The organism is Bacillus sp. FF-1 (genome assembly GCF_028548245.1).
In the GTDB taxonomy this organism is placed as follows: domain Bacteria; phylum Bacillota; class Bacilli; order Bacillales; family Bacillaceae_G; genus Bacillus_A; species Bacillus_A paranthracis.
The window spans coordinates 190,813-203,722 of the sequence record NZ_JAQQGG010000003.1; the positions used below are offsets into that span (position 1 = coordinate 190,813).

Sequence of the window (12,910 nt, forward strand, 5' to 3'; positions counted from 1 at the left end):
TGTAATCAGTGCTTTTTTTATGTTTATTACGGTATTTATTTTCCAAACTTATTTCCTACTATATAGCCAAGATGAATCTATTTGAGTTTTCAAAAAAATATATTGACACTACAAAATTTCAGTGCTAACATTCAACGTGTAATTGAATATGGTCTCTGTTAGGTGAGGCTCCTGTATAGAGAAACGCTGCTGCCCAAAAATGTCGAGAGACGCCAATGGGTCAACAGGAAAGGTCGGAATGAAGGCCTTTTTTAACGTAGCTGGTTTCAGTACCTATGCTATACAGTGCTAAAACTCAACGAGGGAGAGGTGCGTATATTTTGTCATACACAAAACTGTTTTAATCTATATTTACTAACAGTCTTTGTCGTGGACTCTTTTAACTACGAATTCAGACCTTTACTCGTTTTGAGTAAAGGTCTTTTTACGTATATATGCACCTTACTATGAAACAAACATAGCATATTCAGAAACTACTAAATTGTACGGAGGTGAGGAACAGTTGGCAATTGATGATTCGGCCCAGATACCCATATGTTTTACGTTAATATTTCATCATGTAGGTAGGAAAGAAACTGTTCCTCCTAATTTTAAATAGTCGAGTAACAGCTTGTTTCCTCCTTCATGAAAAAGGAGGAACTACCGATGTTAAATTTACAAAAACAAGAAACGAAACATTCATACGATCAAGATTGTATGAAAACAAATCACAAATTATTAGTGGAAGTCGCAACGCAGGATGCAAACAAAGCGTTACGACTTTTAGAAACAACAGAAAATGGACTCTCTAAAGAAGAAGCGTCTCGTAGACTTTCTTTATATGGCCTTAATGAAATAGCTCATAATAAAACATCACCGTGGTACATTCAATTTCTGCTGGCATTTAAAAATCCATTTATTTTTGTTTTATTAGCTCTCGGCGCACTTTCTTTTTTCACAGATGACATACAAGGAACGATTGTCGTATCTGTAATGGTAATGCTAAGTGCAACGATTCGCTTTTTACAAGAATTTCGTTCTCAAAAAGCTGCAGATCAGTTAAAGGCTATGGTTCGAACAACGGCGAGTGTCTTTAGAATAGATGGATTTGTACACGAAACAAAAAATGTAAAAAATTTAAAGCAAACTGATACAACGGAAATTCCAATTGAGGAACTTGTACCTGGCGATATTATTTCACTTTCAGCCGGAGACATTGTTCCAGCTGATGTGCGTATTTTATCGGCTAAAGATTTATTTGCGAACCAATCTTCTTTAACAGGAGAAGCACTTCCTGTAGAAAAATACGAAAACTGCTACCATACAGAAAATAAACATCTATTACCGAAAAGCACGAAAAAAAATTACAATCCACTCGATATGGAAAATCTTTGCTTCATGGGGACAAATATTGTAAGTGGTAGCGCAAGAGCGGTTGTCATCTCCACAAGTACCGATACGTATTTTGGCTCTTTAGCAAATAAAGTAATCGGTAAGCGCGTAGAAACAAGCTTTGATAAAGGTGTAAACAAAGTAAGCTGGCTTTTAATTACATTCATGCTTATTATGGCACCTATCGTTCTTCTCATTAACGGATTCACAAAAGGGGATTGGCAAGAAGCTTTCTTCTTCGCTATTGCAATCGCAGTTGGTCTAACACCTGAAATGTTACCAATGATTGTGACTGCTAATTTAGCTAAAGGTGCCGTTAACATGTCTAAACAGAAAGTAATTGTAAAACAGCTGAATTCTATTCAAAACTTAGGTGCTATGAACATTCTTTGTACCGATAAAACAGGAACTTTAACAGAAGATAAAGTTGTACTTGTTCGGCACTTAAATCCTAATGGTAATACATGTAATCGTGTATTACACTTTGCCTATTTAAATAGCTTCTATCAAACAGGATTGAAAAATTTAATAGATAAAGCCGTTATAAAACATACAGAAGAAAATCAAAAATTTGATCCATCTGTTTTTCAAAAGCTAGATGAAATTCCATTTGACTTTGCTCGTCGGCGTATGTCCGTCATTATAAAAAACAATTCAGGTGAACATACAATGGTCTGTAAAGGGGCTGTAGAAGAAATTTTATCTATTTGCAACTACACTGAAATAGATGGCAAAATTGCTTCTCTTACCGATGACATGCGCTTACATGTAAAACAACTAAGTGAAACTTTGAATAGTGAAGGTATGCGCGTTATTGCTGTAGCTTATAAAAAAAATAGACCAACAAATAATAAAGAGTACGCCGTACAAGATGAAAATGATATGATTCTCGCTGGATATATTGGCTTTTTAGATCCGCCGAAACCATCTGCCGTTACTGCCATTCAAGCATTACAAAAACATGGTGTACAAGTAAAAATTTTAACTGGTGATAACGAAATCGTGACAAAAAAGGTATGTAAAGAAGTTGGATTAAATATTGGCGAGCCTATCCTTGGTTACGAAATCGATGCTTTACCTGATAAAGCATTAGCAAAGCTAGCCGAAGAAACAACTGTTTTTGCTAAACTAAATCCAATGCAAAAATCCCGCATTATACGAGTATTACAAGGAAACGGACACACTGTAGGTTATATGGGAGATGGCATTAACGACGCCGTAGCGTTACGGGAAGCTGACGTTGGCATATGTGTTGATACTGCAACTGATATTGCAAAAGAGTCTTCCGATATTATTCTACTTGAAAAAAGTTTAATGATATTAGAAGCAGGTATTTTAGAAGGACGCACTACATTCGGTAATATTTTGAAATACATTAAAATGACAGCAAGCTCTAACTTCGGAAATGTATTTAGTGTGTTAGTAGCAAGTGCCTTCATTCCTTTCTTGCCGATGCTTGCCATTCACCTTTTAATTCAAAACTTACTTTATGATATTTCACAACTGTCTATCCCATGGGACAAAATGGATAAAGAGTTTTTAGAAAAACCAAGAAAATGGGATACTGCAAATTTACGGAACTTCATTATTTGCATCGGTCCCATTAGTTCCATATTTGATATCATCACCTATGTGGTCATGTGGAACGTCTTCAGTGCAAATACAGCTAGCGAACAATCATTATTCCAATCTGGTTGGTTTGTCGTTGGATTGCTAACACAAACTTTAATTGTTCACATGATAAGAACACAGAAGATTCCATTTATTCAAAGTACCGCATCAGTACCGGTTCTTTTATTAACCGCTTGTATTATGATAATCGGAATTTATATTCCATTCTCGCCACTTGGAGCAGCCGTTGGATTACAAGCATTACCACTTAGCTATTTCCCTTGGTTAGTAGGGATACTATTAGGCTATGCTTTCTTAACACAATTCCTAAAAAATCTTTATATTAAAAAGTTTCATAGCTGGTTATAAAAATGAGAATGAGCGGGTGCTTCCCGCTCATTCTCAAAAACATAACTTGGACTTATATGTATGGAGGTGACCATGATGGTATGGTATGACATTGTACTAAGATTATTTATTGCAATTATTGTAGGTGCTTGCATCGGAATGGAACGACAATGGAGACATAGGATGGCTGGGCTACGGACAAATGCTCTCGTATCACTTGGTGCCTGTATATTTGTTTTATTATCCGTCATGATTGATCACGATGCTAGCCCTTCACGTATTGCCTCTCAAGTCGTCAGTGGGATTGGTTTTTTAGGAGGCGGCGTTATTATCCGCGATGGTTTTAGTATTAGGGGGCTTAATACTGCGGCTACCCTATGGTGCGCAGCTGCTGTTGGTACTCTTACAGGCGCTGGTTTCCTCATTGCAGCTATATTAGGTGCAGCTGGTGTTTTACTAGCAAACATACTACTTCGCCCAATCGCTCTCTTTATGAATCAGAAATCAAAAGAAGAATCACCTGAACAAACGAACTACTTACTTTCTCTCACTTGTTCAGAAGAACATGAAGCCCATATTCGTTTTTTACTTATGCATATGGTAAGTTCTGAAGGCATTGGTTTAAAAGAATTGTATAGTGAAGACGTAGATTCTAATCAAAAAGTATGTATACAAGCGACATTACACTGCAACACAAATACAGCAGTCTTAATTGAAAAAATAGTGAGCAGAATGCTATTAGAATCTGGCGTTACTGCAGCTGGTTGGAAAACTTTATTAGATTTAGAAGCAAGTTGAACATAAAAGGTGTCATGATATTTACAGCTTCATGACACCTTCTACATAAACTTATTTTCTAATTTTTGCTGAAAAGACTTTTCTTGCTTACGTAATAATTGACTACCTCGTTGTAAAAGCGGCATTCCATACTTATCATTAATTTGATCAATGACAGCAAGTAGCGGCTCTTCTTTCGCATCTTCTTCAAATGAAAACAAATCTAATTGCTTCACCGATTCAGTCTTCCACTCTATTTCAGTAGCTGTAACACCTAATAAACGAACGGAATCGCCATCCCAATGTTGCTTCCATAAACGAGAGGCCGCTTGAAAAATATCTCGTTCTTCCCAAATGGCATTTTTCAATTGCTTACTTCTCGTTACTGTCCGCCTATCATGATATTTAATCATAATTTGAATATTATAGCTGACAAGAGTTCGCTTTTGTAATCTTTTACTCACTGATTTTGATAGCCTTTCTAACATATCAAGTAATTCTTTTTCTTCATCCATATCCTTTGAAAAAGTCATCGAATTACCAACGCTTTTATGTTGTCCCATTTGACTCGGATCAACTTCTCTATCATCCACACCTTTTGCCCTTCTTTGTAAATCAACACCATGCTTTCCAATTTTAGCGCGAATGATATGTTCATTTCCTTTTGCTAACTGTTCAATTGTTTGTATATGAATATCTTTTAATTTCTCAGCTGTTTTTTCTCCAATTCCATGCATCGCTCCAACCGGAAGTGGCCAAATCATTTCTGGAATATCTCGTTTTCGGAGCACGGTAATACCGAGAGGCTTTTTCATATCAGAAGCTGTTTTTGCTAAGAAAAGGTTCGGAGCAATCCCGATGCTACACGGAAGCTGCAATTCTGTTAATAACGCCTGCTGAATCATCTTTGCTATTTCAAGAGGTGAACCGAGTGCGTAACAGTCTGTAATATCTAAATACCCCTCATCTATTGAGACTGGTTGTATTTTTTCCGTAAAACGGGAAAGAATTTGAAACATTTGAAATGAAGCTTCGCGATATAATGTAAAATTAGGGCGCCTTACAATTAATTGCGGACATAACCTTTTCGCTTCCCAAAGTGGCATCGTTGTACGTATTCCATATTCTCTCGCCTCATAACTACATGTTATGATAATTCCTTTTCTTTCTTTTTCATTTCCAGCAACCGCTAACGGCTTCCCTTGTAACGATGAGTCATGAGCAATTTCAACAGATGCGAAAAAACAATTCATATCTACATGTAAAATAACACGACCTTTTTTTGGATACATTTCTCGCATAGTACTCACCCCCTAATCAGAACGTTCGTTCTTTTATTATAGCAAATTTTGCACAATAATTATAATTATTACTTGTTCTTTTCCATCATATTTATTGCTATAATTTAAATGAAGTGGATATTTTTGTAATTAGGGGTGATTATTATGAAATCAACTGATAAACTCAATTATACGTTTCTCATAATTATACTAATCGTCGCAATCAATTATTTACTTCTTCCTATATTTGATATAAACATAGCTGGTTTCTTTCCTCGTCTAGTCCATGTAGTAACAACTTACATACTGCCATGGATTTTCTTGTATTGGCTTATCCGCCTTGTAAAAGCAATCGAATCAAAGTAAAAAGCGTGTAAATCACAATTGATTTACACGCTTTTTTGTTATATTATTTCGCTACTTCCTCTATGATTGCAACAACTAATTCTGCTGTTTTCGCTAATTCTTCAACAGGAATCTTTTCGTTTGTTGTATGAATTTCTTCATAACCAACTGCTAAGTTAACTGTTGGAATTCCGTGTCCAGCAATTACGTTTGCATCACTTCCGCCACCACTTTGGTGAAGAGAAGGTGTACGACCAATTTTTTCAGCTGCGCGTTTTGCAACTTCTACAACATGATCGCCATCAGCAAATTTAAATCCTGGATACATAACCTTTACTTCAACATCTGCTTGGCCGCCCATTTCTTTTGCAGTTGTTTCAAATGCTTCTTTCATTTTCGCAACTTGTACTTCCATTTTTTCATTGATTAAAGAACGCGCTTCTGCAAAGATTTGTACATGATCGCAAACGATATTCGTTTGTGTACCACCTTCAAAACGTCCAATATTTGCAGTTGTTTCAGAATCAATACGACCAAGTGGCATTTTCGCAATTGCTTTCGCTGCGATAGTAATTGCAGATACACCTTTTTCTGGTGCTACACCAGCATGAGCTGTTTTCCCGCGAATAATCGCGTTCACTTTCGCTTGTGTTGGAGCTGCAACAACGATTTCGCCAACTTTCCCATCGCTATCTAACGCGTAACCATATTTCGCTGTAATGCGCTCACGATCTAATGCTTTTGCACCAACAAGACCAGATTCTTCTCCAACTGTAATAATAAATTCAATTGTACCATGAGGGATATTTTTTTCTTTTAAAACACGGATTGCTTCGAACATGGATGCTAATCCCGCTTTATCATCCGCCCCTAAAATCGTAGTACCATCTGATACGATATATCCATCTTTAATAGAAGGCTTAATTCCATTACCAGGAACTACTGTATCCATATGAGAAGTAAAGTAAATTGTATCAACACCATCTTTTGTTGCTGGTAATGTACAAATTAAGTTACCTGCGCCATGCCCAGTAACAGCCATTGTATCATCTTCAAATACTTCTACACCTAAATCTGTAAATTTCTTTGTTAATACTTTGCAAATTTCTGCTTCAAATTTCGTTTCAGAATCTACTTGTACTAACTCCATAAATTCATTTACTAAACGTTCTTGATTAATCATAAGACTGCGCCTCCTGCACTACCATTATGTATGTAACACTATTAATTATAACAGAATTTCGCAAAAGTTTCGAAATACAAGACAAAAAACAGACGGTTTATATGTCTAGATAACCATCTGCTTTCTATTACTCATTTAACAATACCCAGCGCATATGATCTTCCCACACTCCATTAACCATTAACATCTTCCTAGACACGCCCTCATACTGAAAACCTATCTTCGTTACGACTTGTATAGATGCTAAATTTCGTGGCATAATCGGTGCTTCTATACGATGTAATTGAAATTCCTCAAAAGCAACTTGAATCGCTTTTCTAAGCGCTTCTGTCGTATAACCTTTGTTTAACTCTTCCTTATCTAATTTATAGCCGAGTACACAAGATTGGTAAATTCCACGAACAATTAAATTAAATGAAATACATCCAATTATTTTCGTATCATCACCTTTTTTAAAAATCCAAAGTCTGATGATTTTACCTTCTGCGATCTCTTTTCTATCCTTTTGTAACTTTTTCTTTTGATAATCTAACGTAAAAAAATCATCCGGTCTATACTCTTCCCAGGCTTTTAAAAATTCACGATTTCTGTCGTAATATTGAAGAACTTTTTCAGCATACGACTCATCAATTTCCCTTAAATGTAAACGATTTGTTTCATATATTTTCATCATCGTATCTCCATTCTTCAGCTTGCATAACAAAAAACTTATACCCTATCATTCTTATATATTCTCTATGTACATACAAATTTCCTGTTATACTTTACACACACTTCTCGAATTTTGTCATTTCTCTCCCTCTTGTCCACAATATCATTTCTCGTTACAATGATATTGTACTGATTTGCAAGGAGGTTTAACGATGCATAAAAAAGCTCAAAAAGTTATGATTTATGTAATGCTAATTTCTATGCTTGTAACAACATTACTTGCTGGCGCAAGTATGTTTTGGTAAAAAGGACGATCTGTTCGTCCTTTTTTTACTTTTTACACATAATAAAATAAACCATCTCGAAATCGAGATGGTTTATTTTATGTAAAGCACAATCGCTACAATACTAAAGAAAAATGACATTACAAGTGCTATCACAAAACTTGTATATTGTTTCTGCTGAAATGCCCCAATAACAAAAGTAAGATTAAGTAATGCCATACATACAATCGCTACAAGATAAGAACATATATTAAAAGTTGCCAATATGAATGTAATAATAAATAGAAATCCCATAAAAAACTGCATATACGAAAGTTTTGGATTCAAGTACATATGAGCAACCCCTTTATCTCATTTTATCTTTCTATACTCTCATTAACGCATGGTTATGTACACATGTCAAGACAACTTATTACAATAGAAAAAGCCAACTTTTTCGTTGACTTTTTCATATGCAATGGCTCCTTTTTCTTTTGCCAATTGCTGAAATGACTTTTTCGATTTTACAATCCATACTTTCGTTCCAATTGGAATGCGATCAAATAAATATTCCACATCATTTTTCTTCATTCTTATACATCCTTGTGAAATATACTTTCCAATTGAACTCGGTTGGTTTGTTCCATGTATTCCATATTTACTCCCATCAGTTCCTCTTGCATTGAATCCCATCCACCTAGATCCAAGTGGATTTTTCGGTGATCCCCCAGGAATATTCTTCGCAATATAATATGGGTCCTTTGCTTTCATTACAATATCAAAAGTTCCCTCTGGGGTTAATTCATTTGTTTTTCCTGTCGCGACTGGAAAAACCTTTTGAATCTTTCCATCGTCAATATAAGCTAGTTTATTCGTCGCTTTATTTACAATAATGAAAGGATCACCGGCACGCGGATTATCACCAAGAGGCCAAATAGGCGATAAAGAAAGACATAATAGGAAAGAGAGAAGATACGGCATAGATAATTCCTACCTTCTATATAAGTTCTTTTATATTATCCTTTCCTTTAAAGCGACTTTTAATGAGTAAATATTGTTCCATTTCGTATACAAGTTGAACAAGTTTCGCACGTATCTCAAATTCTTCACGTGTAGCCGGCAATGGCATATCTCTAAATAATTCTCGCATTTCTTGAAGCTGCCTTAAAGAAATAACCCCGGTACTCTGAGGGCTAATAGCATTTCCAATGTTTTCAACCACATCCGCAATCATGTCCGCTTGTTCATATGTCCATGATAAAGAAGCTGCTAACGGAATCATTCGCTCTAAAATTTCGAATTGTTGCATACGCATATTGAAATAGCGATAGTAATAGTCATCTTCTCGCATAAATGCATTCTCAAGTTTCTTAAACGATAAATCTCTAGCTTCATTTAGCATCTGTTCAGTTTCAATAAGTTCTGCCCCGCTCCAACTACTTTCTCGGTTTCGTAAATATACAACCATTTCAAACAAAATCGTTTTAAAATTATTTTCTATTTTACCTTGATACTCTTTTAGCTTATTTTCACTACTTGGCATATACATATTTACTAATAGAGCCACGCTAATCCCTATCGTTAATATCGCAATTTCATTCCCAACAATAAGCCATGTAATTTGTTTCAATGAATATAGATGCATCACAATAACTGAACTCGTAACAATACCTTCTTGAATTTTAAACATGACTGCAGTCGGAATAAATGTAAGTAATAGTACGCTAATTGCTAGTGGTGTATATCCAATTGTTTCAAAAATACAAAACGCGAACACCATTGATAATACACAGGCTAAAAAACGGTGTAACGACACTTGAAGTGATTTACGTTTCGTATTTTGTACGCATAATATAACTAAAATACCCGCTGAACTATAAAATTCCAACCCTAATAACTGTGCAATAAAAACGGCTGCGCCTGTCCCTATTGCTGTTTTTACTGTACGGTATCCAATTTTGAACATAGCATTGCTCCTATATGTATAAACGTATTTACAGTTAGTATAAAAAAAGGATGACACAATGTCATCCTTTTCTACTTATTATTCACGTAACCTTTACATATTACAATATCTTTTGTAAAAATTGTTGCGCACGCTCACTTTTCGGTGCTGCAAAAAATTCTGCTGGCGCACTATCTTCTACAAGCTTTCCACCATCTAAAAAGAGAACACGATCTGCTACTTCTTTTGCAAATCCCATTTCATGTGTAACAATTGCCATTGTCATTCCTGTCGTAACTAATGATTTCATAACTTCTAACACTTCTTTTACCATCTCTGGATCTAGTGCGGATGTCGGTTCATCAAATAACATTACTTCTGGTTCCATTGCTAACGCTCTTGCAATTGCTACACGTTGCTTTTGTCCTCCCGAAAGACGATTTGGATACGTATCTTTTTTATCTAATAAGCCGACCTTTTCTAACAGTTTTTCGGCTTTCTTTTCAGCTTCTTGTTTCGTTACTCCTTTTACATTGATAGGAGCATACGTAATATTTTCTAATACAGTCATATGAGGAAATAGGTGAAAATGCTGAAATACCATTCCGACATTTTCACGAACGTGCATAATATTCGTTTTTGGATTCGTTACTTCTTCCGTTCCAATCCAAATGTGACCATTTGTCGGTGCTTCTAACACATTCATACAACGTAAAAATGTTGATTTCCCTGATCCAGACGGTCCAATAATTGCTACTACTTCCCCTTTTTCAATCGTTGTTGTAATTCCTTTTAATACTTCGTTTTTTCCAAATGATTTATGAAGGTTTTCAATTTTAATCACTTTTCTTCATTCTCCCTTCAATTGCCTTCCCGACTAATGTAAGAATAATGACTAGCATATAATAAATGAGTCCAACAAAAAGTAATGGTTCAAGGTATTTAAAAGTCTCCCCGCCTACGATATAAGCACGACGCATTAAATCCGTTGCTCCTATTACTGTTACTACAGCCGATTCTTTCGTAAGTGTCGCAAACTCGTTTACAAGTGCCGGTAATATATTTTTTAAAGCTTGAGGAAAAATGATATTTCGCATCATTTTTCCGTATGGAATTCCTAAAGCCATCGCTGCTTCTGTTTGTCCTTTATCAACCGCTTGAATGCCGGCACGGATTACTTCTGACATATATGCACCTGAATTTAAGCTAAATGCAAGTACAGCTGCTAAGAATGCCGGTATTTCATAACCAATTATTTGCGGGACACCGAAATAAATAATCATTAATTGCAATACAAGTGGTGTACCACGGAAAATTGATGTATAAAGATCTGCCGCTATATTTAATGCTCGTATTCTAGCAATTTTGCAAAGTGCTAATAACGTCCCTAAAAGAAACCCTGCTAAAGCTGATACTGCTACAATTTTCAAAGTAACTTCTAGACCTTTTAATATATATGGTATCGAAGGCGTAATCGCCGAAAAATCTAAGTTCATTCTTTTCATTCCCCTCACAGAAAAGTGAAAGGCAGCTTATTTTTCGCTACCAAACCATTTCTTCACTAATTTATCCATTTCTCCATTTTCTTGCATTTTTTTAATTACTTTATTAAATTCAGCTGTTTTATCACTGTTTTTCGGAAGGGCAATTGCTGCTCCAACTTCTTCTGGAGCTTCTTTAATTTCAATTCCTTGTAACTCTTTCATTTTCTCTAAATAATTTTTAGCAACTGTGTCTTCTATAATTGCAGCATCAAAACGACCAGCTTTAATTTCTTGTACGATTTCTGGTATACGGTCACGTCCCTCAACTTTGAAATCTACTTGCTTTTTAAATTCTGCTGCTTTCTCTTCTTGAATAGATCCTGTTTGTACCCCTACTTTTTTCCCTTTTAAATCCTCTATAGATTTAATGTTAGAGTCTTTTTTAGAAACGACCATGTTTTTCGCAACAAAGTAAATATCTGTGAAATCAACATTATTTTTACGCTCTGCAGTTGGCGTCATACCTGCCATTACGAAATCAACTTTTCCTGAGCTAAGAGATGCTAATAAACCACCAAAATCCATATCTTTCACTTTCACTTCATAACCAAGTTCTTTTCCGATATATTTAGCAACATCAACATCAAAGCCGATAATTTCATCACTCTTTGAAGCTTCTACGTATTCATATGGTTTATAATCTGCTGAAGTCCCCATAACGAGTACTTTTTTATTTTTTCCAGTAGCCTTTTCTTCCCCATTACTACAAGCACTGAACATACTTACAATTAAAATAAGTGCAAACGATATTGATAATAACTTTTTCATCTTTCTTCCCCCTAATAATGTATATTTAAAAGTTTAATAGAATATTTATTCGATGTTTGTATTGTATCAGCACTTTTATTTTTATGCAATATATAAAATAAAAATAAATATAAAACAAGTTAAAACACAGTTATCCATGTATAAAAAGTTGCATAAAATAACAAAACTATGCATATCCCACAAATTTTAATACGAAATAAAAAAGGCGGTACATCCACTTGAGTGTGGACGTACCGCCTTTTCATTTATTTTTATAAGGACTTATAATCAGTTGGGATGAACCACCTCCACTGATTATAGTTCTTCGCAATTCTCTTCGAAATACGATTGTAGTTTTGCAATAACTTGCATCGGTTCATGACCTTCAATTTCATGACGCTCTACCATCGTTACAATTTTTCCATCTTTTAATAAAGCAAATGATGGAGAAGATGGTGGATACCCTTCGAAATATTCACGAGCTCTTGCTGTCGCTTCTTTATCTTGACCTGCAAACACCGTTACAAGGTGGTTAGGACGTTTATCATAATGTACAGAATGCGCAGCAGCAGGACGAGCAATACCGCCTGCACAACCACATACAGAGTTTACCATTACAAGTGTTGTTCCATTTCTTTTAAACGCTTCGTCTACTGCTTCTGGCGTCGTCAATTCTGTATATCCAGCAGAGACAATCTCTTCACGCGCTTGGCGGACAACATCATTCATAAAAAAGTTAAAATTAATCAATCTTTTCCCTCCTCTAAAACTACCTATTTGTATCTTACCAGTTAATGTTTATGAAATACAAGTAAGTTTACTTGTATTTGGATATAGAAAAGGTG

Annotated in this window: 14 protein-coding genes and 1 riboswitch; of the genes, 4 read left to right on the forward strand and 10 right to left on the reverse strand. The window is 35.4% G+C overall.

What is annotated here, in order from left to right; all coding sequences use genetic code 11:
- Positions 1-147 precede the first annotated feature (147 nt).
- Positions 148-315, forward strand: a riboswitch (M-box (ykoK) riboswitch).
- Positions 316-645: 330 nt separating this feature from the next.
- Both mgtA and PQF83_RS11380 read left to right on the forward strand, forming a co-directional pair.
- Complete coding sequence (mgtA, locus tag PQF83_RS11375; RefSeq protein WP_000933487.1) at positions 646-3,351, forward strand: magnesium-translocating P-type ATPase; 2,706 nt, start codon at positions 646-648, stop codon at positions 3,349-3,351.
- 75 nt (positions 3,352-3,426) lie between these two features.
- Positions 3,427-4,128: an MgtC/SapB family protein gene (locus tag PQF83_RS11380; RefSeq protein WP_000262356.1), complete on the forward strand. Its 702-nt coding sequence runs from the start codon at positions 3,427-3,429 to the stop codon at positions 4,126-4,128.
- 41 nt (positions 4,129-4,169) lie between these two features.
- On the opposite strand, the gene PQF83_RS11385 is transcribed toward PQF83_RS11380, so the two are convergent.
- Positions 4,170-5,408, reverse strand: a complete 1,239-nt coding sequence (locus PQF83_RS11385) for a DNA polymerase IV (RefSeq protein WP_001208839.1) — start codon at positions 5,406-5,408, stop codon at positions 4,170-4,172.
- A gap of 144 nt (positions 5,409-5,552) precedes the next feature.
- On the opposite strand from PQF83_RS11385, the gene PQF83_RS11390 reads away from it, so the two are divergent.
- Positions 5,553-5,753: a hypothetical protein gene (locus PQF83_RS11390; protein WP_000842869.1), complete on the forward strand. Its 201-nt coding sequence runs from the start codon at positions 5,553-5,555 to the stop codon at positions 5,751-5,753.
- A gap of 43 nt (positions 5,754-5,796) precedes the next feature.
- Here PQF83_RS11390 and PQF83_RS11395 read toward each other — a convergent pair whose 3' ends face one another.
- Entirely contained in the window at positions 5,797-6,915 is a 1,119-nt protein-coding gene (locus PQF83_RS11395; RefSeq protein ID WP_000609811.1) for a tripeptidase T, read from the reverse strand.
- Positions 6,916-7,042: 127 nt separating this feature from the next.
- Entirely contained in the window at positions 7,043-7,588 is a 546-nt protein-coding gene (locus PQF83_RS11400; protein WP_001993297.1) for a GNAT family N-acetyltransferase, read from the reverse strand.
- A 190-nt stretch (positions 7,589-7,778) separates the two neighbouring features.
- Here PQF83_RS11400 and prli42 point away from each other — a divergent pair, with 190 nt between their 5' ends.
- The gene (gene prli42 / locus PQF83_RS11405; RefSeq protein ID WP_000549038.1) at positions 7,779-7,871 is read left to right on the forward strand and encodes a stressosome-associated protein Prli42; all 93 of its coding nucleotides are present in this window, start codon (positions 7,779-7,781) and stop codon (positions 7,869-7,871) included.
- Positions 7,872-7,943: 72 nt separating this feature from the next.
- Here prli42 and PQF83_RS11410 read toward each other — a convergent pair whose 3' ends face one another.
- The 7 genes from PQF83_RS11410 to PQF83_RS11440 form a co-directional block, all read right to left on the reverse strand.
- Complete coding sequence (locus tag PQF83_RS11410) at positions 7,944-8,183, reverse strand: DUF3894 domain-containing protein (protein WP_000281163.1); 240 nt, start codon at positions 8,181-8,183, stop codon at positions 7,944-7,946.
- A 66-nt stretch (positions 8,184-8,249) separates the two neighbouring features.
- A complete protein-coding gene (locus PQF83_RS11415; protein ID WP_001146558.1) occupies positions 8,250-8,810 on the reverse strand; it encodes a L,D-transpeptidase in 561 nt (186 codons plus the stop codon).
- Positions 8,811-8,826: 16 nt separating this feature from the next.
- Positions 8,827-9,795 carry an aromatic acid exporter family protein gene (locus PQF83_RS11420; RefSeq protein WP_000472680.1) on the reverse strand — a complete coding sequence of 323 codons (969 nt, stop codon included), beginning with the start codon at positions 9,793-9,795 and terminating at the stop codon, positions 8,827-8,829.
- Between the two features lie 100 nt (positions 9,796-9,895).
- Positions 9,896-10,618, reverse strand: coding sequence for an amino acid ABC transporter ATP-binding protein (locus PQF83_RS11425; RefSeq protein ID WP_000590218.1), 723 nt, complete (start codon positions 10,616-10,618; stop codon positions 9,896-9,898).
- Positions 10,611-11,270, reverse strand: a complete 660-nt coding sequence (locus PQF83_RS11430) for an amino acid ABC transporter permease (protein WP_001046921.1) — start codon at positions 11,268-11,270, stop codon at positions 10,611-10,613. Before PQF83_RS11430 ends, PQF83_RS11425 begins: the two co-directional genes overlap by 8 nt.
- Before the next feature lie 36 nt (positions 11,271-11,306).
- Positions 11,307-12,086 (reverse strand): transporter substrate-binding domain-containing protein, encoded by a 780-nt coding sequence (locus tag PQF83_RS11435; protein ID WP_000735472.1) that lies wholly within the window; start codon positions 12,084-12,086, stop codon positions 11,307-11,309.
- A gap of 294 nt (positions 12,087-12,380) precedes the next feature.
- Positions 12,381-12,794, reverse strand: coding sequence for a BrxA/BrxB family bacilliredoxin (locus PQF83_RS11440; protein WP_001998211.1), 414 nt, complete (start codon positions 12,792-12,794; stop codon positions 12,381-12,383).
- Positions 12,795-12,910 lie beyond the last annotated feature (116 nt).

What these genes read in the sequence shown, in the direction of transcription:
- PQF83_RS11410 (WP_000281163.1), bottom strand. Translation starts at nt 8,183, where the DNA reads ATGTACTTGAATCCAAAACTTTCGTATATGCAGTTTTTTATGGGATTT.
- PQF83_RS11415 (WP_001146558.1), bottom strand. Translation starts at nt 8,810, where the DNA reads ATGCCGTATCTTCTCTCTTTCCTATTATGTCTTTCTTTATCGCCTATT.
- mgtA (WP_000933487.1), top strand. Translation starts at nt 646, where the DNA reads ATGTTAAATTTACAAAAACAAGAAACGAAACATTCATACGATCAAGAT.
- PQF83_RS11420 (WP_000472680.1), bottom strand. Translation starts at nt 9,795, where the DNA reads ATGTTCAAAATTGGATACCGTACAGTAAAAACAGCAATAGGGACAGGC.
- PQF83_RS11385 (WP_001208839.1), bottom strand. Translation starts at nt 5,408, where the DNA reads ATGCGAGAAATGTATCCAAAAAAAGGTCGTGTTATTTTACATGTAGAT.
- PQF83_RS11435 (WP_000735472.1), bottom strand. Translation starts at nt 12,086, where the DNA reads ATGAAAAAGTTATTATCAATATCGTTTGCACTTATTTTAATTGTAAGT.
- PQF83_RS11390 (WP_000842869.1), top strand. Translation starts at nt 5,553, where the DNA reads ATGAAATCAACTGATAAACTCAATTATACGTTTCTCATAATTATACTA.
- PQF83_RS11400 (WP_001993297.1), bottom strand. Translation starts at nt 7,588, where the DNA reads ATGATGAAAATATATGAAACAAATCGTTTACATTTAAGGGAAATTGAT.
- prli42 (WP_000549038.1), top strand. Translation starts at nt 7,779, where the DNA reads ATGCATAAAAAAGCTCAAAAAGTTATGATTTATGTAATGCTAATTTCT.
- PQF83_RS11440 (WP_001998211.1), bottom strand. Translation starts at nt 12,794, where the DNA reads ATGAATGATGTTGTCCGCCAAGCGCGTGAAGAGATTGTCTCTGCTGGA.
- PQF83_RS11395 (WP_000609811.1), bottom strand. Translation starts at nt 6,915, where the DNA reads ATGATTAATCAAGAACGTTTAGTAAATGAATTTATGGAGTTAGTACAA.
- PQF83_RS11430 (WP_001046921.1), bottom strand. Translation starts at nt 11,270, where the DNA reads ATGAACTTAGATTTTTCGGCGATTACGCCTTCGATACCATATATATTA.
- PQF83_RS11380 (WP_000262356.1), top strand. Translation starts at nt 3,427, where the DNA reads ATGGTATGGTATGACATTGTACTAAGATTATTTATTGCAATTATTGTA.